Annotated in this window: 18 protein-coding genes; 5 read left to right on the top strand and 13 right to left on the bottom strand. The window is 74.7% G+C overall.

The window, feature by feature from the left end; genetic code table 11:
* Window positions 1–136 precede the first annotated feature (136 nt).
* The 10 genes from ACFYZ3_RS19175 to ACFYZ3_RS19130 form a co-directional block, all read right to left on the bottom strand.
* The gene (locus tag ACFYZ3_RS19175) at window positions 137–2,656 is read right to left on the bottom strand and encodes an ABC transporter permease (RefSeq protein WP_388518908.1); all 2,520 of its coding nucleotides are present in this window, start codon (window positions 2,654–2,656) and stop codon (window positions 137–139) included.
* A complete protein-coding gene (locus ACFYZ3_RS19170) occupies window positions 2,653–3,501 on the bottom strand; it encodes an ABC transporter ATP-binding protein (RefSeq protein WP_388518905.1) in 849 nt (282 codons plus the stop codon). The genes ACFYZ3_RS19175 and ACFYZ3_RS19170 overlap by 4 nt, the downstream gene beginning before the upstream one ends.
* Before the next feature lie 162 nt (window positions 3,502–3,663).
* Window positions 3,664–4,341, bottom strand: coding sequence for a response regulator (locus ACFYZ3_RS19165; RefSeq protein WP_388518902.1), 678 nt, complete (start codon window positions 4,339–4,341; stop codon window positions 3,664–3,666).
* Entirely contained in the window at window positions 4,338–5,675 is a 1,338-nt protein-coding gene (locus ACFYZ3_RS19160; protein WP_388518899.1) for a sensor histidine kinase, read from the bottom strand. The genes ACFYZ3_RS19165 and ACFYZ3_RS19160 overlap by 4 nt, the downstream gene beginning before the upstream one ends.
* 81 nt (window positions 5,676–5,756) lie before the next feature.
* Entirely contained in the window at window positions 5,757–6,794 is a 1,038-nt protein-coding gene (locus tag ACFYZ3_RS19155) for a fatty acid desaturase family protein (protein ID WP_388519599.1), read from the bottom strand.
* A gap of 160 nt (window positions 6,795–6,954) precedes the next feature.
* Window positions 6,955–8,169, bottom strand: a complete 1,215-nt coding sequence (locus ACFYZ3_RS19150) for an acyltransferase (protein WP_388519597.1) — start codon at window positions 8,167–8,169, stop codon at window positions 6,955–6,957.
* Between the two features lie 8 nt (window positions 8,170–8,177).
* Complete coding sequence (locus ACFYZ3_RS19145; RefSeq protein WP_388518896.1) at window positions 8,178–9,155, bottom strand: alpha/beta hydrolase; 978 nt, start codon at window positions 9,153–9,155, stop codon at window positions 8,178–8,180.
* Window positions 9,156–9,295: 140 nt separating this feature from the next.
* Window positions 9,296–9,808 (bottom strand): hypothetical protein, encoded by a 513-nt coding sequence (locus ACFYZ3_RS19140; RefSeq protein WP_388518894.1) that lies wholly within the window; start codon window positions 9,806–9,808, stop codon window positions 9,296–9,298.
* A 74-nt stretch (window positions 9,809–9,882) separates the two neighbouring features.
* Complete coding sequence (locus ACFYZ3_RS19135) at window positions 9,883–10,905, bottom strand: hemolysin family protein (RefSeq protein WP_388518891.1); 1,023 nt, start codon at window positions 10,903–10,905, stop codon at window positions 9,883–9,885.
* A complete protein-coding gene (locus tag ACFYZ3_RS19130; RefSeq protein ID WP_388518888.1) occupies window positions 10,902–12,278 on the bottom strand; it encodes a hemolysin family protein in 1,377 nt (458 codons plus the stop codon). Before ACFYZ3_RS19130 ends, ACFYZ3_RS19135 begins: the two co-directional genes overlap by 4 nt.
* Before the next feature lie 270 nt (window positions 12,279–12,548).
* Between ACFYZ3_RS19130 and ACFYZ3_RS19125 the strand changes: the two genes are divergently transcribed.
* From ACFYZ3_RS19125 to ACFYZ3_RS19115, 3 genes are all read left to right on the top strand, one after another.
* A complete protein-coding gene (locus ACFYZ3_RS19125) occupies window positions 12,549–13,493 on the top strand; it encodes a sporulation protein (RefSeq protein ID WP_388518885.1) in 945 nt (314 codons plus the stop codon).
* A gap of 109 nt (window positions 13,494–13,602) precedes the next feature.
* Window positions 13,603–14,058 (top strand): tellurite resistance TerB family protein, encoded by a 456-nt coding sequence (locus tag ACFYZ3_RS19120; protein ID WP_003975175.1) that lies wholly within the window; start codon window positions 13,603–13,605, stop codon window positions 14,056–14,058.
* Window positions 14,059–14,161: 103 nt separating this feature from the next.
* Window positions 14,162–14,410 carry a twin-arginine translocase TatA/TatE family subunit gene (locus tag ACFYZ3_RS19115; protein WP_388518883.1) on the top strand — a complete coding sequence of 83 codons (249 nt, stop codon included), beginning with the start codon at window positions 14,162–14,164 and terminating at the stop codon, window positions 14,408–14,410.
* Window positions 14,411–14,422: 12 nt separating this feature from the next.
* Here the strand turns inward: ACFYZ3_RS19115 and ACFYZ3_RS19110 are convergent, their stop codons facing one another.
* A complete protein-coding gene (locus tag ACFYZ3_RS19110) occupies window positions 14,423–15,178 on the bottom strand; it encodes a TetR/AcrR family transcriptional regulator (RefSeq protein WP_388519594.1) in 756 nt (251 codons plus the stop codon).
* A gap of 118 nt (window positions 15,179–15,296) precedes the next feature.
* Between ACFYZ3_RS19110 and ACFYZ3_RS19105 the strand changes: the two genes are divergently transcribed.
* Window positions 15,297–16,436, top strand: coding sequence for a cytochrome P450 (locus tag ACFYZ3_RS19105; protein ID WP_388518880.1), 1,140 nt, complete (start codon window positions 15,297–15,299; stop codon window positions 16,434–16,436).
* Between the two features lie 42 nt (window positions 16,437–16,478).
* Here the strand turns inward: ACFYZ3_RS19105 and ACFYZ3_RS19100 are convergent, their stop codons facing one another.
* Window positions 16,479–18,134 (bottom strand): penicillin-binding transpeptidase domain-containing protein, encoded by a 1,656-nt coding sequence (locus tag ACFYZ3_RS19100; protein WP_388518877.1) that lies wholly within the window; start codon window positions 18,132–18,134, stop codon window positions 16,479–16,481.
* A gap of 17 nt (window positions 18,135–18,151) precedes the next feature.
* Entirely contained in the window at window positions 18,152–19,261 is a 1,110-nt protein-coding gene (locus ACFYZ3_RS19095; protein ID WP_388518874.1) for an alpha/beta hydrolase family esterase, read from the bottom strand.
* 115 nt (window positions 19,262–19,376) lie between these two features.
* Here ACFYZ3_RS19095 and ACFYZ3_RS19090 point away from each other — a divergent pair, with 115 nt between their 5' ends.
* Complete coding sequence (locus tag ACFYZ3_RS19090) at window positions 19,377–20,309, top strand: LysR family transcriptional regulator (RefSeq protein WP_388518871.1); 933 nt, start codon at window positions 19,377–19,379, stop codon at window positions 20,307–20,309.
* Window positions 20,310–20,441 lie beyond the last annotated feature (132 nt).

Raw genomic sequence — 20,441 nt, 5'->3', positions numbered from 1 at the left:
GGCGCCTCCCCCGACCGCTCGGAAGGCGCGCGACCCGCCATGTCCCGGCCCCCCTGCCGACGGACCCTCGGGGGAGGTGCTCCCCCGGGGCCGGTCCGTCGGGTGACCGGGTGGGTCCGCGCGGCCGGTCGAGGTGTCACGCACCCCGGTCGCGCAGGGCCGTGCGGGCCGGGAGGGTGACGGCGGCCAGGCCGAGGGCTGCCGCGGTCGCCGCGAAGGCGGCGTACAGCAGCGGCGGGACGTGCGGGAACTCGCCGGTCAGGCCGCGCATCATCGGGGTCAGCGTGATCATGGCGATGGCGGTACCCAGGGCCACGCCCGCCGCCGACACCAGCAGGCTCTCCCAGCCCAGCATGCGCAGCACCTGGCGCCGGGTGGAGCCGACGAGGCGGAGGGTGTTCAGTTCGCGGCGGCGGTCCAGGACCGTCATCACCAGGGTGTTGACCGCGGCGACGGCGGCGAAGCCGCCCAGGACGGCGGCCATCATGTAGTTGGCCCAGGCCCCGAACTCGCGGTCCACGTTCTGCGCGAGCGCGTAGCCGGAGGCGTCGGTGACCTCGCCGAGGGGGGCGAGCCGCTCGGCGTCGCCGCCGCTGACCAGCAGGGTGTCGGCGAAGGCGGACGTGACGTGTCCGTCCAGGGAGGCGCGGTCCATGGTCACGGCCGGCAGGCCCAGGCCGCGGCCGTAGACGGCGACGACTTCCGGGGCGGCCTTCGTGCCGTCGGGGAGGTAGAGCGACAGCTTGTCGCCGAGGCCGGTGTCCGTGGCGGTGGCCAGGGTCCGGTCGATGGCGATGCGGCCCTCGCCCACCCGGTCCAGGCTGCCCTCGCGCACGTCCAGGTCCTGCACCTTCGCGAGCTCGGCGCCGGAGCCCGAGATGCCCTGGGTCGCCGTCCCCTGGAGCGACGTCTCGCCGCCGCCCCGGACGGGCACCAGCACCTGCGTGTCCAGCAGGCTCACGGCCGCGTCGACGCCGGGCGCGCGGGCGGCCCGGGCGGCGGCGTCGGCGGGCAGGCCGGCCGGGTCGGTGACGACGTGGTCGGCGGTGATGCCGTCGCGGAGCTGCTCCGAGGCGACGTGGCTCTCGCTCGTGTGCATGAAGACCAGCGTCGAGGCGAAGGCCATCGCCAGCACGATCGGCGTGATCGCGGAGGCCAGTCGGCGGGCGTTGGTGCGGGAGTTGGCGGCGGCCAGCGACGCGGAGGCGTCACCGCCGCGCAGCAGCAGGCCGAAGAGGGCCGCGCACGCCCTGGCCAGGATCGGGCCGAGCAGGGCGACGGCCAGCATGAAGAGCATGACCACGCCGAGGGAGGCGTTGGCCGCGTCGGAACCGGCGGCGGAGGCCGCCACACCGGCGAGCGCCGAGCCGCCGCCGACCGCGGCGAGACCGAGGACGGTACGGACGACACCCGGCCGCAGCCGCTCCACCGAGGCCTCGGCGAGCGCCTGGCCCGGCTTGATCTTCGCGGGCCTGCGCCCGGCCGCGAGGCCGGCGCCCAGCGCCGTGAGTAGCCCGACGCCGACGGCGGCCAGCAGCGGGAACCCCGAGACGTGCAGTTCGACCGCCTCGGGAACCGCCCCGCGGTCCTGCATCTGCCCGAACCACCAGTGCGCGAGCCCGATGCCCGGCAGGCAGCCGAGCAGCCCGGCGAGCGGGGCGACCAGGAGCGCCTCGGAGGCGACCGCGCGGCGGATCTGCCGCGGGGTGGCGCCGACGGCGCGCAGCAGCGCGAACTCGCGGGTGCGCTGGCCGACGGAGAGGGCGACCGTGCCGGCCGCGGTGAAGACCGCGACCAGGGTGGCGATCCCGCCGAAGGAGCCGCCGATCGCGAAGAGCGTCTCCTTGCCGTACGCCAGCCCGTGGTCCTCGACCTCGCCGCGGTCGTCACCGGTGAGCGTCCGCGCGCCGGTGCCGGTGAGGGCCTTGTCGACGGCGGCGGCGAGGGCGTCCGTGTCGACCCCCTCCTTCGCCATCACGGCGATGGCGTCGGCCTTGCCGGGGTGCCCGGCCAGCACGGGCGCCTCGGCGTCGGCGAACCAGGCCGTGGCCCCGCCGCCCGCCTCCTCGCCCGCGGTGTCCCCGGCACCGGCCTCGGCCAGCCCGGACACCCGGAATCCGGTGCGGCCGTCGGCCGTCTCCAGCACGACGGTGTCGCCGACGCCCGCCTCGGCGGTACGGGCCGCGTCCGCGCCGAGGACGACCTCGCCCGCGTGCGGTGCGGCACCCTTCGACAGCGCGGTCCCGGTGAAGGCGTGCGAGCCCCAGCCGTGGCCGGTGAGCGCGCCCGGCGCGCCGTCGCCGCCGCCGTGCACCGGGAAGGTGAAGTCCGGTACGGCGGTGGCCGCGCCCGGCACCTCGGCGGCCTTCGCCGCGAGCCCCGCGTCCACGCGGGCGGTGTCGGGCAGCGGGTACTCGGTCTCCTCGGGGCCGTCGACGGTGTCGGCGACGACGCGCGCGGACTGGTCGGCCGCCGCGACGACCGGCGCGTTCGCGTACCGCTCGGCCGGCACCGAGGCGCGGATGCTGGTCTCCAGCAGGACACCGCAGGCCGCGACGATCAGCGCCGACATCATCAGCGCGACGAACGTGCCCGCGAACGAGGCGGGCTTGAAGCGTACGGCCGCGCGGGCCAGGCCGTTGGGCTTGAGGCTCATGCCGCCACCCCCGCACCGGCCCCGGCCATCGCCCGCGCCCGGCCGGTGAGCGCGGTCATCCGCGCCGCGATCTGCTCCGCCGAGCCCCGCTCCAGGTGGTCGGCGAAGGCCCCGTCGGCGAGGAACAGCACGCGGTCGGCCCAGGCGGCCGCGGCCGGGTCGTGGGTGACCATGACGACGGTGGCGCCGAGGGTGTCCACCGCCTGCCGGAGCAGGCCGAGGACCTCGGCGGCGGTGCCGGTGTCGAGGGCGCCGGTGGGCTCGTCGGCGAAGATCACGTCGGGGGCGGTGACCAGGGCGCGGGCGACGGCCACGCGCTGCTGCTGGCCGCCGGACAGCTCGCCGGGCCGGCGCCGCGCCTTGTCGGCGAGGCCGACCTGCGCGAGCACCTCGGCCGCACGGCGGCGGTCCTGGCGCCGACCGGCCAGGCGCATGGGCAGCAGGACGTTCTGCTCCACGGTCAGCGACGGCAGCAGGTTGAACGCCTGGAAGACGAAGCCGAGGCGGCTGCGGCGCAGCTCGGTCAGCTCGTTCTCTTTCATGCCGGTGATCTCCGTACCGCCCAGGCGCACCGATCCCGCCGACGGCCGGTCGAGCCCGGCGGCGCACTGAAGGAAGGTCGACTTGCCGGACCCGGACGGGCCCATGACGGCGGTGAAGGTGCCGCGCGGCAGGGCGAGGTCGATGCCCGCGAGGGCGTGCACGGTGCCCGCGCCGCGGCCGTACTGCCGCCGGACCCCGCGCAGTTCGACGGCGAGCCCGGGCGTGGCGGCCGGGGTCTCGGGGCGGTGGTCCACCCCCGCCCGGTCGTCCGCCTTCTGCCGCTTGCCCTTGCGTAGCCTCATGGTGCCGTCTCCTCGTCGATGCCGCTCGTGCGTCTTGGTGACGAGGTGAAGAGTGCGGGGACGGCTCGGCGCCGGGCGTCATACCCGGGAGCCAATGTGGAGGTGATACCCGGGTAGGGGGCGAAGGAGAGCGGCCGGGTGCGCGGGACCGGCCGGGCGGGACTACTCTCCCGGGGCCACCAGCCCCGACTCGTAGGCGAAGACCACCGCCTGCGCGCGGTCGCGCAGGTCGAGCTTGGTGAGGACGCGGCTGACGTGCGTCTTGACCGTCTGCTCGGCCAGCACCAGGGTCTGGGCGATCTCCGTGTTCGACTCGCCGCGGGCGACCAGGGTGAGGACCTCGGTCTCGCGTTCCGTCAGCCCCTTGAGCCGCAGTGCGGGCTTGCCCCGGGAAGCAGCGGGGCGCTGCTTGGCGAAGTCCGCGATCAGGCGGCGCGTCACGGAGGGCGCGAGCAGCGCGTCGCCCGAGGCCACGACCCGTACGGCCGCGATGAGGTCGGCCGGCGGCGCGTCCTTCAGCAGGAAGCCGCTGGCGCCCGCCCGCAGCGCCTCGTACACGTAGTCGTCGACGTCGAACGTGGTGAGCATCAGCACCCGCGGCCGGTGGGTCACCCCGGGCGGGGGCGACAGCAGGCGGCGTGCGGCCTCCAGCCCGTCCATCTCGGGCATCCGCACGTCCATGAGTACGACGTCCGGGTGGGTACGCCGGCTCAGCTCGACGCCCTGCGCGCCGTCGGGGGCCTCGCCCACCACGTCGATGTCGCTCTGGGCGGCCAGCAGCGCGGCGAAGCCGGCCCGCACCATGGCCTGGTCGTCGACGATGATGACGCGCGTGGTCACGTGAGGTCCTCTTCCGTCAGGGGGATTTGGGCGGCGACCCGGAAGCCGCCGTCCGGCAGCGGCCCCACGTCGAGGGTGCCGCCGACGAGCCTTACCCGCTCGCGCATGCCGACCAGGCCGTGCCCGGTGCCGCCCACCTCGAGCGGCCCGGCGGGCGGCTCGGGCGGCGGGTCGTTGACGACCAGGACGGTGAGCCGCTCCCCGCCCCGTCCCTCGCGCCGCCCGTCGCGCCGCCGGTCGCCCTGCCCGTCGGTCTGCCCGTCGGTCTGTTCGTCGGTCTGTTCGTCGGTCTGTTCGTCGGTCTGTTCGTCGGCGGGCCGCGACACCGACAGCGACACGTGCGTCGCCGCGCCGGGCGCGTGCCGTACGACGTTCGCGAGGGCCTCCTGGACGATCCGGTACGCGGACAGGCCCACCGCCTCCGGCACCTCGGCGTCGCAGGGGGTGAACTCCACCGGCCCGACCGTCCGCGCCGTCGCCTCCACCAGCTGCCCGATCTGCGCGAGTCCCGGCTGGGGCACGAGTTCGCCGTGCGCCTCCTCGTTGCGCAGCACCCCGAGGAGTCGTCGCATCTCGCCGAGCGACTCCCGCGCGGTCGCCGCGATGGACGTGAACTCCTCCCGCACGTCCGGCGGCAGCGCCGCGAGGCGGTACTCCGCGGTGTCCGCCTGCACCGTGATGACGGACATGTGGTGCGCCACCACGTCGTGCAACTCGCGTGCGATGCGGGCGCGTTCCTCCAGCAGCGTCCGCCGGCCCCGCTCGGCCTCGCTGATCGTCTCCTGCTCTACCAGCCTGCGCTGCACCTCGTACCGCTCGCGCAGCGCGCCGCCCAGCAGGAGCGCGACGCCCCCGAGGATGGTGAGCAACAGGTCCTTGGCGCCGGTGCCGTGGGGCGCGACGAACCCCAGGCCGACGTTGGCGCCCGCCGTCGCCAGCCACACCAGCAGCAGCGTCCGGCGCCGCTCGCGCAGACCCAGGGCGAGGCAGAGGCCGACGTACCCGACGATCTCCATGGGCGGGAACGGCCACAGCAGCCGCTCCTGGAAGTCGACGGTGAGCAGGGCGAGCGCACCGGCCACGTCCGCGGCGAAGACCACGTACCAGGCGTGCAGCGGCCGTACGACGGCGAGCAGCAGCGGGGCGGCCTGGGCGACGGCCAGCGCGCTCGCGAGGCCGCCGTTCAGCCCGTAGTCGGCGGTGAGGACCACGATGGTCGTCGGCAGCAGGGCGACGCACAGCACGAACGCCACGGCCCACGGCAGCAGCCGCACCCACCGCCGCGACGCCCCCGCGAGCAGCGCTCGCGGGCGTTCCGCCTCCACTGGGATCATGGGCACCAGCCTAGGTGCCCGGTGCGCGCCGCGACGGCGTCCGAAGGGGCGGCGTCCGGAAGGGCGCACGGCGTCGGCTCCTCAGATGTCGGCACGCAGCGGTTCTCCCACCTCGTGCATGTGCCGCAGGGCCTGCCGGTAGGAGTCGACGAGACCGGTCTCCGCGTAGGGGATGCCGAGGTCCCGGCAGTGGGCCTTGACCGCGGCCTGGGCGAGCCCGAGGTGCGGGCGGGGCATGCTGGGGAACAGGTGGTGCTCGATCTGGTAGTTGAGGCCGCCGAGGAACCAGTCGGTGAGCAAGCCGCCCCTGACGTTGCGGGAGGTGAGGACCTGGCGCCGCAGGTGCCCCCACTTCTCCGCCCCGGGGTCCGGGTCGGGCATGTCCATCCCCTTGTGGTTGGGCGCGAAGGCCATGCCCAGGTGCAGCCCGAACAGGGCCTGGTGGAGCGCGGCGAAGACGAGGGCGTGCGCGAGCGGCATGGCCGTCAGGAGCAGGGTGACGTACCCGGCGACGTGGGCGACCAGGAGGGCGCCCTCCACCAGGCGCGCACGGCCCTGCCGGCGCCGCAGGTACTGGAAGCCGTGGAGCTTCAGGGCGAGGCCCTCGAGGAGGGTGAGCGGGAAGAACAGCCACGCCTGGTGCCGGGTGAGCCGGCCGCGGAAACCGACGCGCGTGGCGGCCTGCCCGCTGGTGAACACGAGTACGTCGGCGGCGACGTCGGGGTCCTTGTCGATGTGGTTCGGGTTGGCGTGGTGGCGGTTGTGCTTGTCGTTCCACCACGCGTAACTCATACCGAGCAGCAGATTGCCGTGGACGAGTCCGATGCGGCGGTTCACCGCGCGGCTGCCGCTGATCTGGGCGTGGCCCGCGTCGTGGCCGATGAACGCCGTACGGGCACACAGGACGGCGAGGACGGGCGCGAGCGCGAGCACCCACCAGGAGCCGCCGAGCAGCACCATGCCCGTGCCGACGGCGGCGAGACCGAGCGCGTTGACCGCTATGGTGCGCGCGTACCAGCCGGTGCGCCGTTCGAGCAGCTGCTGCTCCTTGACGTCGCGCAGCAGCGGCGTGAACTCACTGCCGGTGTCCGGCGGGACGCCTTCTCGGGGCAGGTGCATAGGCAGGGGCTCGGGCAGGGGCATGGAGGCTCCTTGATGGTGTGCTCGGGGATGGTGGCCGGGCCGGGCCAGGCCGGGGCGGGTCGGGTCGGGTCGGGTCGGGTCGGGTCGAAACGGTCAGGTCGAAACGGGTCGGGTCGGGGCGCTGGGAGTTGCCGGCTCACGCCGCCAGCGCGAAGCAGCCGAAGCCCGCCGCCAGCACCGTCGCCGCCGCACGCCGTGCCGTGCCGGTGCGGTCCCACGGGGCCTCCAGCGGCCGGGCGTACTTCGCGATCGCCACCAGCAGCCCCGCGAAGAGCGGCATCCAGGCCAGCCGCGCCAGGACCCAGCCGCCCGTGTCGGGTGCGGCGGTCAGCCCGGGGATCTCACCGAAGTACGAGCCGGGGACGGCGGCGGCGAGCATCGCCGTCTGGTGCCAGCACAGGATCGTCATCGCCGACAGGTTCACGATCACCACCGGTGCCCACAGGGCGGGCCGCCGCAGCAGCCGGGCCAGCCGGTCGCGCAGCAGGATCGCCGCGCCGGACTGGGCGGCGGCGAGCGCGAGGACCAGCAGGGACGGCGGATGGGAGTTGGTCCGGGCCTCGCCGGGCACGCCCACCATCGACGTCGGGTAGTGGAAGGCGAGCAGCAGCGCGGCGAACAGCGCCGTACCGCCCGCCAGCAGCAGCCACGCCCCGCGCCGGCCGATCCGCCCGTCCGCCCAGGACACGCCCAGTTGGTAGGCGAACATCCAGCCCGGCAGCAGATTGAGCAGACTCAGCCAGGACGGCATCGCGTCCGCGAAGGGCCCGTACCGCAGGAAGTCGACCACCGCGACGGACCCGATCAACGGCACCGCGGCCCGGGCGCCCATGCGTGCGGACGCCCGGACGCAGTACGGCGTGAGAGCCGTGATCACGGCGTAGACGCCGACGAACCACAACGGCTGGACGACCAGCGTGGCGGCGGTGTGCAGGGTGTCGCCCGGCACACCGAGGCCGTAGTGCAGAAGGGGAAGCAGCAGCGCCCATACGGCCGTGACGCCGAGGACCGGACGCCCCAGCCGCCTGAGCCGCCCGATCGTCCACTGCCGGACCGACCCCTTGCGACGCCGGTAGGAGAGGTACGAGGAGTAGCCGCCGACGAGGAAGAAGATGCCGAGCATCTGGAGGACCCAGCTCGCCGGGGCCAGACCGCCGAACGTGGCCAGCGGACTGGCGTTGTGCAGCCCGCCGCCGCCGTCCAGGGTGAACCCGCCGACCAGCCAGTGCCCGGTCGGGACGGCCAGCAGCGCCAGCGCGCGCAGGCCGTCGATCGCACGGTCGCGGTGGGCCGGGGTCCGCTCGTCGACCCGGGCGCCGAGCCGGGCGAGCTTGGCGAGCAGCCTCCTCACGAGCCCCCTCACGGGCGCTCTCCGTCCGCGATCGCCGCGAACGCGGCCAGGGTGGAGGTGCCGGGCGCGAAGTACTCGTCGTGCGCCGGGACGTCGTCGGCGGGCAGGACGGTCGCGCCGAAGCCGGGCGAGGTGGGGTCGGCGCCGTGGCCGAGGCCCAGGAACTCGACGTTGGGGACGCGGTCGATCCAGTCGTCCGGGGACTTCGCCGCCCAGACGTGGGCGTCGGTGCCGAGGGCTCCGACGTCGTCGGCGCGCATGCCGGGCGAGCCCATGACGACGATGTCCTCGGCGTCGGTGTCGTCGGCGGCGAGGCCGCAGACCACCGAGCCGTAGCTGTGGCAGAAGAGGGAGGGGTCGGGGAGACCGGCCGCGTCCAGCCCCTCGGTGAGGCGGACCAGCCGCTCGGCGCCCGCCTCGGCGAGCCGGCCCGTCGCCAGGTCGAGTCCGATGCCGGAGGGCGTCGTGTACCCGGCCCAGGCGATGACGGCCGTGTCGTCGCCCGCCGCCGCCCGGAGGTCGGCGGCACGCTGCGCCGTACGGTCGAAGGCCGAGGCGTCGATGTCCGAGCCCGGGACGATCACCGAGACGTGGGCGGCGTTCTCCAGGTCGCCCGCGACCCGCGCGATCGTCCCCCGCCCGCGCGGGTCGTACGCCAGCACCTGGTCCCCCGCGGGCGCGTTGGCCTCGTAACGGAGGTGCACGGGGACGCCGTCGAGGTTGCCCACCACGGTGGGGTGATCCTCGACGAGTCTCTCCTGCTGGGCGCCGCTCAGACCGGCGAAGAACGCCGCCACCTCGTCCGGGGCGGCCGTGGCGGGGTCCGGCAGCTCCCTGCCGAGGGAGTCGTCCGCCAGCCAGGCGGCGGTGCCGGGCAGCGGGCCGCCGGGCGCGCTCTGACTGCTGGCCGAGGCCCAGCCGGCCGTGCCGCCGACCAGCAGCGTGGTCAGTACGGCGGTGGTCAGGACCCTTCTGAAGCGACCCATCCGTCCGCCTCCTCCGTCTCGTCGTGACGCTGACGGAGGGAAGGTAGGAGGCAGGTACGGGCCGGGACGTCACTCCGGGGAGCCAAGCCGGGGGTGATACCCCGGTAGGGGGTCGGCTACGTCGGTGACCGGACCGTCCGTCAGACGGAGGCCGCCGTCCACTCCCGCAGCAGCGCCAGGCGCTGGTCCTTGGTCGGGGCGACGTCCTCGGGCTCGTCCCGGCGCCAGGCGAGCAGTTCGCCGACGGTGGTGGTGCCGTCGGCGAGGCGGGCCAGAAGGGCACGGGAGAGGTCGTACTCGTCGGGTGTGTGGATACCGCCGGTGACGGCGGCCAGCACGCTCGCCTCGACCGTGCCGTCGCCCTCCGTCTCCACCAGCACCGTGAAGAGCGGCGGCTGCTCGCCGTCGCCCGTGATCAGCACGACGACCGAGTCGAACGCCATGGACGCCAGCCGCCGCCCGGCCGACCGCACGGCCACGTCGCGCACGTCCAGCCCCCGCACCTCGTCCCACCCCCAGGACCGGCCGCCCTGCCCGCCCCCCAGGATCTCCACCCCGCCCTCGGTCAGCCGCACACCGGGCGCCGCACCGGCGGGCTTCGCCCCCAGATACACACACCCCTCAGTGATCCAGAACAGGCCGACCATGGCCATGGGCGTCTCCTCGGACGGTACGGATGCCGTTGTCGCCGGAGGAGACGACCCTGACCGGTGGAAGGTTCCCGGCGTCAGGCCACCGGCGTCGTCGGGCCCACCAGTTCCGTCAGGACGTCCTCCATCGTGACGAAGCCCAGGACCGAGCCCGTCTCGCCGGTGACGGCGGCCAGGTGGCTGTCCTCGGTGCGCAGGGCGGTGAGGGTGTCGTCCAGGGGGGTGTCGATGCGGACGCGGGTGACGCGGTGCAGGGCCGTGCGCGGGAAGGGGCTCTCGCGGTCGGTCAGGCCCAGGGTGTCCTTGATGTGCAGGTAGCCGAGGACGGTGCCGCCGGGGCCGGTGACCGGGAAGCGGGAGTAGCCCGCGTCGGCGGCCATGCGTTCCAGCTCGGCCGGGGTGACCGTGTGCGGGACGGTGCGCATCTTCTGGGCCGGGACCAGGATCTCGCCGACCGGGCGGGTGCCCAGCTCCAGCGCGTCGCGCAGGCGCTCGCCGTCGGCCGGGGTGAGCAGTCCGGCCTCGCTGGCGTCGACCACCATGCGGGCCAGCTGGTCGTCGGTGAAGACGGCCTCGACCTCGTCCTTCGGCTCCACCCGCAGCAGCTTGAGGAGCGTGTTGGCGAAGGCGTTGATGCCGAAGACGACCGGCTTCAGGGCCCGGGTGAGGGCGACCAGCGGCGGGCCCAGGAGCAGCGCGGTGGTCGCCGGGGCGGCCAGCGCGATGTTCTTCGGGATCATCTCGCCGATCAGCATGTGCAGGTACGTCGCCAGGGCCAGGGCGATCGCGAAGGCGACCGGGTGGACCAGCGCGTGCGGCATGTGGACCGCCTCGAACACCGGCTCCATCAGGTGCGCGATGGCCGGTTCCGCGACCGCGCCGAGCACCAGGGAGGAGACGGTGATGCCGAGCTGGGCCGTGGCCATCATCTGGGAGATGTGCTGAAGGCCCCACAGGGTCATCCGGGCGCGCTTGTCGCCCGTCTTCGCGCGCGGCTCGATCTGGCTGCGGCGCACCGAGATCATGGCGAACTCGGCGCCCACGAAGAACGCGTTGGTCAGCAGCGTCAGCGCGCCGATGAAGAGCTGTACGACGGTCATCGGGCCAGCTCCCGCTCGTTCCGCGCCGACCGCTCGCCGGACGGCTGCTCGTAGGCCGGCCGGGCGTCGTCCGCCGCGGGGGCGGTGACACGGAGGCGGTCTGCGCGGTGGTGGTCGACGTCGAGGACATCGATGCGCCAGCCGTCCAGGGCGACCACGTCGCCCTTGGCGGGGATGCGGGTCAGGTGGGTGGCGACCAGGCCGGCCAGGGTCTCGTACGGCCCCTCCGGCGCGGTCAGGCCGATGCGCTCCAGGTGGTCCAGGCGCAGCGAGCCGTCGGCCTCCCAGGCCGCGCGGCCGTCGGGGTCCGCGGGGGCGGGCAGCAGGTCCGGTATCTCGACCGGGTCGTGCTCGTCGCGCACCTCGCCGACGACCTCCTCGACGATGTCCTCGACCGTCGCGACGCCCGCCGTACCGCCGTACTCGTCGATGACGACGGCCATGGTGCGGGTGGCGCGCATGCGCTCCAGGAGGCGGTCGGCGGGCAGGCTGTCCGGCACCAGGAGCGGCGCGGTGGCCAGCTCGGTGACGGGGGTGGACCCGCGCCGCTCCGGCTCCAGGGCCAGCACGTCGCGGATGTGGACCGTGCCGACGACCTCGTCCAGGCTGTCCCGGTAGACCGGGAAGCGGGACAGGCCGGTGGCGTGCGAGAGGTTCGCGGCGTCGGCGGCGGTGGCGTGGGCCTCCAGGGCCTTGACGTCCACACGCGGGGTCATGACGTTCTCCGCGGTCAGGTCGCTCAGGTGGAGCGTACGGACGAACAGCTCCGCCGAGTCGGCCTCCAGGGCGCCCTCCGCGGCCGAGTGCTGGGCGAGGGCGACCAGCTCCTCGGCGCTGCGGGCGGAGGCCAGCTCCTCGGCCGGTTCCAGGCCGAAGCGGCGCACGAAGCGGTTCGCCGTGTCGTTCAGGTGCCGGATGAAGGGGCCGAAGGCGGTGGTGAAGCCGCGCTGCGGACCCGCGACGACCTTCGCGACGGCCAGCGGGCGGGAGATCGCCCAGTTCTTGGGGACCAGTTCGCCGACGACCATCAGGACGACGGTGGAGAGGATCACGCCGAGCAGGGTCGCCACCGTGGAGGCGGCGCCGCCCAGGCCGATCGCCGTCAGCGGGCCGCGCAGCAGCACCGCGATCGACGGCTCGGCCAGCATGCCGATGACCAGCGAGGTCACCGTGATGCCGAGCTGGGCGCCGGACAGCTGGAGGGTCAGGGAGCGTACGGCTTTCAGGGCGCCGTCCGCGCCGCGCTCACCGGACTCGGCGGCACGCTCCAGGTCGGAGCGCTCGACGGTGGTGAGGGAGAACTCGGCCGCGACGAAGAGCGCGCAGGCCAGGGTGAGGAGGAGGGCCAGCAGGAGCAGCAGGACCTCGGTCACCGTGCCACCCCGCTTCCCTCACGCGCGTACGGGGGCACTGGCGGGCCGGCCGCGGCACGGCCGGTACTGGGAGGCTCCATTACGGAACGGGACTCCTTAACGGGGTCGGTGGGCACCGGTACCAGCCGGGCGCCCGAGGGTTCCCCCTCATGGTAAAGGACGAGCAAAGAGATCGGGAGTCCTGAGGCCCCTATGCTTCTACTCGCCTGTAGAGAACGGCCGGACGGCTCCGGTTGTTCCCCACACGAACGTGAAGGAGAGAACGCCTCGATGGTGTTCAAGCGGCTGCTCGGTTCCCTCGGCGTGGGCGGACCCACGGTGGACACGACGCTCGACCCGGGCGCCGCCCGGCCGGGAGGCACCCTGTCGGGCCGGGTCCACCTCGTCGGCGGCACCGCCGACCACGACGTCGAGCACGTCGCGCTGGAACTGGTGGCCCGCGTGGAGACCGAGCACGAGGAGTACGGCGACGGGGAGGGCGTGCTCGTCTTCGACCGGCACGTCGTCGGCGGCGCCTTCCGGCTCGCGGCCGGCGAGGAGACGAGCATCCCGTTCACGGTGACGCTGCCCTGGGAGACCCCGGCCACCGAGCTGTACGGGCAGCCGCTGGGCGTCGTGCTCGGCGTGCGCACCGAGCTGGCCGTCGCCGGCGCCCGGGACCGGGGCGACCTGGACCCGCTCGCCGTGGCACCACTCCCGGCCCAGGAGGCCGTCCTGGCGGCCCTCGGCCGGCTCGGCTTCGGCTTCCGCTCCGCCGACCTGGAGTACGGCCGCATCGGCGGCACCGGGCAGCAGCTGCCCTTCTACCAGGAGATCGAACTGACCCCGCCCCCGCACTACGCCCACCAGGCCGACGAGATCGAGTTGACCTTCCTGGCCGTACCCGGCGCCCTCGAGGTGGTGCTGGAGGCGGACAAGCGCGGCGGCCCGCTCTCCGACGACCACGGCGGGCACGACGCGCTCAGCCGCTTCACCGTCCCGCACGAGGGCCCCGCCGGACCGCAGGGCTGGGACGCCCTCGTCGACGGCTGGATGCGGGAGCTGATCGAGCACCGGGCGTCGTACGGCTCCCACGCGGTGTACGGCCACGACTCCGGGGTCGGCGCGGCCGTCGTGGCCGGGGCCGCGGGGATCGCCGGGGGGATGGTGGCGGCCGAAGTCGTCGACGAGGTGGGGGACTTCTTCGAGGACGACTCCGACGACGGGGAAGGCTGATAACTTCTACAGTGCTGTAGAGGCTCGGGACGGGTCCCGGTCTCCCCGACCAGCGCCGACCAGCCCGACCACCCCTTCCCGTCCGACCGGTACGGAGTACGGAGTTCTCATGGCCCTGTGGGACCGCTTCAAGGAGTCCGCGTCGCAGATGCAGACGCAGCTCGTGGCGAAGAAGAACGACCTCAAGAGCGGCGCCTTCCGCGACGCGAGCATGGCGATGTGCGCGCTGGTCGCCGCGGCCGACGGCACCGTCGACGCCTCGGAGCGGCAGCGGGTCGCCCAGCTGATCTCGACCAACGAGGTGCTGCAGAACTTCCCCGCCGACGACCTGCGCCGCCGCTTCGAGGAGAACCTGGACAAGCTGACCGCCGACTTCGCCTTCGGCAAGGTCGGCATCCTCCAGGAGATCGCCAAGGCGAAGAAGAAGCCCGCCGAGGCACGGGCCGTGGTCCAGATCGGCATCGTGATCGGCGGCGCCGACGGGGACTTCGACAAGGACGAGCGCGCCGTGGTCCGCGAGGCGTGCTACGCCCTCGACCTGCCGCCGCACGAGTTCGACCTCTGAGAGCCGGCGGGCCCCGCGGGCGCCGGGCCCGCCGGCCGTGCCGTAGATTCCGTGCGCGGGCCCGTGCCGCGGGCCCGCACCGTACGTCCATCAGGAGAGCGCCGTGTTCGGACTCAGCGAGCTCGCGATCATTCTCGTCGTCGTCGCGGCCGTCCTGGCCGTCAAGAAGCTCCCCGAGCTGACCCGCTCGGCGGGCAAGTCGGCCCGCATCCTCAAGTCCGAGGCCCGCGCGGCGAGGGACGCGGACGAGCCGGGGACGCCGCGCGTCATCCCGGGGGAGACGGTCAAGCGCGAGGACCCCGGCACCGGTACCGGCAGCGGCGCCGACACGGGCACCGGCCCCCGGGGCTGAGCCCGGCCCGTCTCACGCGCCGGGCCCGCGGTCCCCGGCGCGGGTGCGGTGCGGGCCCAGCTCGCGCAGGACCTCGCCGAGTTCGGCGGCGGTGAGCGCGGGCACGGGCAGGGCCGCGGCGGCCGGTGCGGTGCGCAGGCCGCCCAGGAACAGCGCGAGGGGGCGACGCCAGGCGTCCGGCGCGGGTACGGCCGCGGACCCGGCAGCCGTCGTGGTCGCGGACCCGGCAGCCGTCGCGGCCGCGGTCGCGGCGGTCAGTGCCGGGACGGCGCGGCCGAGCGCCGCGAGCCCGAACAGGACGTCCTCGGTGGTGACGTCGGCGCGGACGGTGCCCTCCTCCCGCAGGCGGGTCAGCAGCGTGTCCACGGTCCGGCGGTTGTGCTCGTGCACGGCCTCCAGGCTGTCGACACCCCGCAGGTGCGTGGTCATGAGGTCGTTGGAGCCCCGGTCCGCGGCCAGGGTGCCGAAGACCACCTCCAGATAGCCGGTGAGCCCCGCCCACGCGTCCGGCGCCTTCCTGGCCCGCTCCCCGGCGTCCATCGTGCCGGTCAGCGAGTCCCGGAACACGGCGTCCACCAGGGCGGCACGCGTGGGGAAGTGGCGGTAGAGCGTCGCGTTGCCCACCCCCGCCCGGCGCGCGATCACGTCCAGCGCCGCGTCCAGCCCCTGCTCGGTGAACACCTCGTGGGCCGCCTCCAGCAGAAGCTCCCGGTTGCGCCGCGCGTCGCGTCGCTGCCGGGGCGCTCCGTCGCGTGCGCCGACGGTCATCCTCATCCTCCGGATCGTACGAACCGGGGAGTGCTCCCCGTGCTCCGAACGCCGATGCTATCGTCGGCCGATGAAATGGGGACTACTCCCCGTTTAGTTGTCTTCCCCAGGAGGCCCCATGACCGCGCCCACCCTCGAGGAACTGGCCGCCCTGCGGGCCCGGGGTGCCGTGCACCGGGTGCTCGTGCCGGGCTGCGGGGAGAGCTGGCTGGTGGTGACGCGCGAGGCGGCTCGGGTCGCGCTCACCGATCCCCGGCTGCGCAACGACATCCGGCACTCCGCGTCCTGGCAGAGCGACGGCGGGCACGCCATCGGCCACAACATGCTCCAGAGCGACCCGCCGCAGCACACGCGGCTGCGCCGCCTGGTCGCCGGACACTTCACGCCGGGCCGGGCCGCCGCCCTGCGCCCGCGCGTCGAGCGCATCGCGGACGAGCTGCTGGACGCGCTGCCGCGAGCGGGCACCACCGACCTGGTCGCCCGGTACGCGCTGCCGCTGCCCGTCACCGTCATCTGCGAGCTGCTGGGCGTGCCCGAGGCCGACCGCCAGGGCTTCCACACCTGGTCGGACGAGCTGGTCATGCCCACTTCGCCCGAGGCGGCCGGGGCGGCGGCGACCGCGCTGACCGGCTACCTCACCGAGCTGACCGACGCCAAGCGCCGCACCCCGGACGGCACGCTGCTCGGCGACCTGGTCGGCGCCGCCGACAGCGGCGGGCTCACCGCCGGGGAACTGCTCGGCATGGCCTTCCTCATCCTCGTCGCCGGGCACGAGACGACCGTCAACCTGATCTCCGCCACCGTCCACGGCCTGCTCACCCACCCCGACCAGCTCGCCCGCCTGCGCGCCGAACCGGAACTGACCGGGGCCGCCGTGGAGGAGTCGCTGCGGTACCACTCACCCGTCCACGCCTCCGCGTTCCGTTTCGCGGCCGAGCCGCTGGAGCTGGCGGGCACCGCGATCGCGGCGGGCGACTCGGTGCTCGTCTCCCTCGCCGCCGCCTCCCGCGACCCGGCGCACTTCCCCCACCCCGACCGCTTCGACATCGGCCGCCGCCCGCAGGGCCACCTCGGCTTCGGCCACGGCCCGCACCACTGCCTGGGCGCCCCGCTGGCCCGCGTCGAGGCCGCCGTCGCCGTACGCCTGCTGCTCGACCGGCATCCCGCGCTCGCCCTCGCCGCCGACCCGGCGACGCTCACCTGGCGCACCAGCACCCTGCTGCGGGGGCTGACGGAACTGCCGGTGCGGCTCGGCTGATCCCGCTCAGGACGGACTCAGGCAGGACGGGCTCAGGACGGCTCAGGACGGGTCCTCCGGTACGGCCGACAGCAGGCTGTGCACGATCGGCCCCGCCGAGCCGCCGCCCGTGACGCCCTCCTCCACGACCACGGCGACGGCGACGTTGCCCCGGTGGGCGACCAGCCAGCCGTTGTTGTCCTGGTCGTCGGAGACCTCGGCGGTGCCGGTCTTGGCGCCGATCTCGCCCGGCAGGTCGGCCAGGACGCGCGCGGTGCCGTCGGTGACGGTGGCCCGCATCAGCCCGCGCAGCTGGGTGACGACCTCGTCGGGGAGCGGCTCGGTGCGGGTCCCGTCCTCGTTGCCCGCGGTGACGGACGGCTGGTGGAACTCGCCGGAGACCGCGGTGGCCGTCACCGACGCCATGATCAGGGGGTTGGCCTGGACGCGGCCCTGCCCGATCATCGACGCGGCCTTCTCCGTCTCGTCCTTGGGCGCCGGCACCGAGCCGTCGTACGTCGGGATGCCGACGTGCCACTCCTGGCCCACCCCGAAGTAGGTGCGCGCGACCTTTCCCAGCTCCCCGTCGTCGAGCTTGCCTCGCAGGCTGATGAAGGCGGTGTTGCAGGACTCCGTGAAGTCCTTGCGGAAGGTGGCGCCGGGGTGTTCGGAGGTCTCCACGTTGTGGAACTCCTTGCCGACCGTCAGGTACTTGGGGCAGTCCACGACCTCGTCGGGCGCGACCGCATCTTTGAGCAGCAGGGCGCTGCTGGTGACGATCTTCCAGGTGGAGCCGGGCGCGTAGGTGCCGGAGGCGGCCCGGTTGAAGCCGGAAGAGGGCGAGTTGGCGAGGGCGAGGACCTCGCCGTTGTCGACGCGCAGGGCGACGAGGGAGGCGTTCTTGCCGTCGGCCTCCCCGAGGGCCTTCTCGGCGGCGGCCTGCCAGCCGGCATCCAGGGTGGTGCGCACGGGCCGGTCCGCCGTCGCCGGGTCGGGCTCCTTGCCGAAGGACGCCTCGGTGCGCACGGTCTCGCCGGTGGCCCGGTCGACCAGCTCGACCGCGCCGCGCGGACCGCCGCCGCCCGCGTCACCGGCGAGCCGGCCCAGGAGCGGGGCCAGGGACGGGTAGTCGGCGCCCACGAGGGAGACCCCCGCGCGGTCCGTGACCTTCGGCGGGGCGCTCTCCTCGCGCTCCAGACGGAACTTCTCCGTCCCGCTCAGCCGCGGGTGCACCAGCGACAGCCGCCAGTCCACCTTCCAGCCGCCGCCGTCCTGCTCCCGCAGCGGCAGCTCCGACTCGTACGTCCAGGTGCCCAGGCCGGTGACCGGCATCCGGGCGGTGAAGGGGACGCCGAGGGTGCCGTCCTCGTCCTCCTGCACTCCGTCGTCCGCCGCCGTCAGCCTCGGTTTCTCGATGTCGAGTCCCGCGGTGAAGCTCTGGAGCACCTCCTGCGCCTTGCCGGGCTCGGTGGTGCGTCCGGCCGCGCTCGGCAGGCGGCCGGCGGCCCAGTCGGCGAGGAAGGCGCGCGCCTGTTTCATCGCGGCGGGGTCGGGTCCGTCGTCGCCGCGCGCGAAGGGGCCGAACCCGGCGGCGTACGAACCGCCCGCGGCGATCGCGAGGACGACACCCACGGCGGCGACGGCCCGCACACCGTTGCGGGGCCCGCGGCGGCGGGGAGGGGTGAGGTGGGGCGAGGTGAGGTGAGGAGCGTCGGGCATGGGAAGGTCCTTGTCGGTCAGCGGCCGGTGCCGGTGAGGAAGTCGAGGATCGTGTCGGTGGCGTCGAGGGCCTCGCTGACGGGACCGAACCCCTCGGGCGGCGGGACGGTCGAGCCGGGCCAGGTGTGACCGGCGTCGTCGACGACGAGGAGTTGCACGGTGCCGTCGGTCCGCCGGGAGCCACCGGGGGCCTCGTTCCCGAGCCGCCACACCGTCCGGTCGTAGCCCTTCTCCGCCCGCGTGACCGGCTCGCCCGCGCCCCCGGCCGCCGCGAACGCCGCCGCGCTGTCCCGGGCCGACCGGGTCGGCAGGATCGGCTCCTCGGGATCCGGGGGCGGGGACGGCAGGCCCGCGAGGGGCCGTACGGGGTCGTCGGCGCCGTAGACGACCATGACCGGGACGGGCCCGGTCGGCTCCATCGCGGCGTCGCCCGTGGGCAACTGGCCGGAGACCGAGGCCGCACCCGCCAGCAGGGCGGGGCGTTCGGCGGCCATGCGCAGGGCCATCGAGCCGCCGTTGGAGAACCCGGCGACGTACACCTGACCGGGGTCGGCCCGCTCGGTGCGGACCAGGTGTTTGATCAGCGCCTCGGTGAACCGCACGTCCAGGCCGGGGTCCGGGCGCTGCTTCGTCGCCCGTGTGCCCGCGCCCCAGCCGTGGCCGAGGCCCTCGGGAAAGGCGACGAGCATGCCGCGCGCGGTGGCGGCCCGCTCCAGCCGGGTCTTCGCCCGCAGTTCGGCGGCGTCGGCGCCACGGCCGTGGAAGGCGATGAGGAGGGGCCTCGGGCCGTCGTCGCCGTCGGCGGCAGGGGTGGGGTCGGGGGGCCGATGCAGGAGGTACTGGCGGGTGTCACCGTCCACCCGGAGCTGGGCGCGGACCTCCGGCGCCGCGGTGGCCGCACCGCTGCCCGCGCCGCTGCCGGAGGCGGTGGCGGTGGTGGACGGGCCGCTCGACGCGGCCGCCTCCGGACGGCCGGCGTCGGCGTCGGTGGCGCAGCCGGCCAGGGGGAGGACGAGGGCGAGGGCGAGCGCGCCGGGCCACCGACGGGCGCGGAGCGCGGGGGCACGGGCACAGACACGGTCACGGACGCGGTCACCGGCGCGGTCACGGTCACGGAAGGAGCGCATGGCCCGAGGAGAGCAACCCCGTAGAGCCCCTGTCCAAGACCGATATGAATGTCGGATCGATCAATCCCCGATATGATTACTGGTCGTGGACCTGGTGCGGCACCTGGAGTGCTTCGTGGCTGTTGCAGAAGAGTCACACTTCGGGCGTGCCGCGGCCCGGCTCGGCATGGCCCAGCCGCCCCTGTCGCAGCGCATCCAGCGGCTGGAGAAGGAGCTGGGCGTCCGGCTCTTCGAGCGCACCAGCCGGCAGGTGACGATCACCGAGGCGGGCACGCTGCTGCTCGCCGAGGCCCGTGAGCTGCTGGCCCGCGCCGAGTCGCTGCGGACCGCGGCGCGCCGCATCCGGGACGGCGAGAGCGGTCTGCTGCGCGCCGCCCTGTCCCCCGACATCTCCGGCGAGACCGTCGCCGCGCTGCTGGCCGACTTCCGCCGCCGGCACGCGGGCCTCGAACTGGAGCTGCACGAGCTGACCACCGCCCAGCAGCTCGCCGGGTTCGCCGCCCACGAGCTGGACGTCGGCCTCATCCACCACCCGTGCGACGTCACCGGCCTGGAACTGGGCCCGGTGCTCCGCCGCGACCTCGGCGTCCTGCTGCCGCACGGTGCGCCCCAGACGGAGCTGGACGCCGTGCCGCTCGCCGCCCTCACCGGCTACGACCTGGTCCTCTTCCCGCGCGCCGACGCGCCCGCGGTCTACGACGACCTGCTCACCGCCTGCGCCCGGGGCGGCTACACGCCCGCCGCGGTACGGCACGGCCAAGGCGCGAGCTTCGTCCGCGGCCTGGTCCTGTCGTCCGGGGCCGTCGCCCTCGGCCCCCGCGACACCCGGCTCGTGGCCCCCGGCGACCAGGACCTGGTCTGGCGCCCGCTGGCCGGGGCCCCGCCCGCCTGGCGGCACTCCGCGGCCTGGCCCAGGGGGCGTGGCGACGCCGCCGTCGGCGCCTTCGCGGACGCGGCCACCCACGCCCTGCGCACCACGGCCGGCGCCCACTCCGAGGCACCGGCCCGGCCCCTGCACCTTCGCCCGGCATCGGAGTACTGGCTTTGACCGACACCGCCGCCTTCGCCCTCCGCCCGGCGCACCCCTCCACCCCGGCCGGCGCCGACCACCCACGCCCGGCGGGCCGCACCCGCCCGCACACCCACGGCGACGCCCTCCGAAACACGCGTGGCCGGACCG

It is taken from the genome of Streptomyces sp. NPDC001599 (genome assembly GCF_042893535.1).
GTDB lineage: Bacteria > Actinomycetota > Actinomycetes > Streptomycetales > Streptomycetaceae > Streptomyces.
Note: the sequence above shows the minus strand (reverse complement) of the source record. Positions and strands in the feature narration are given on the sequence as shown.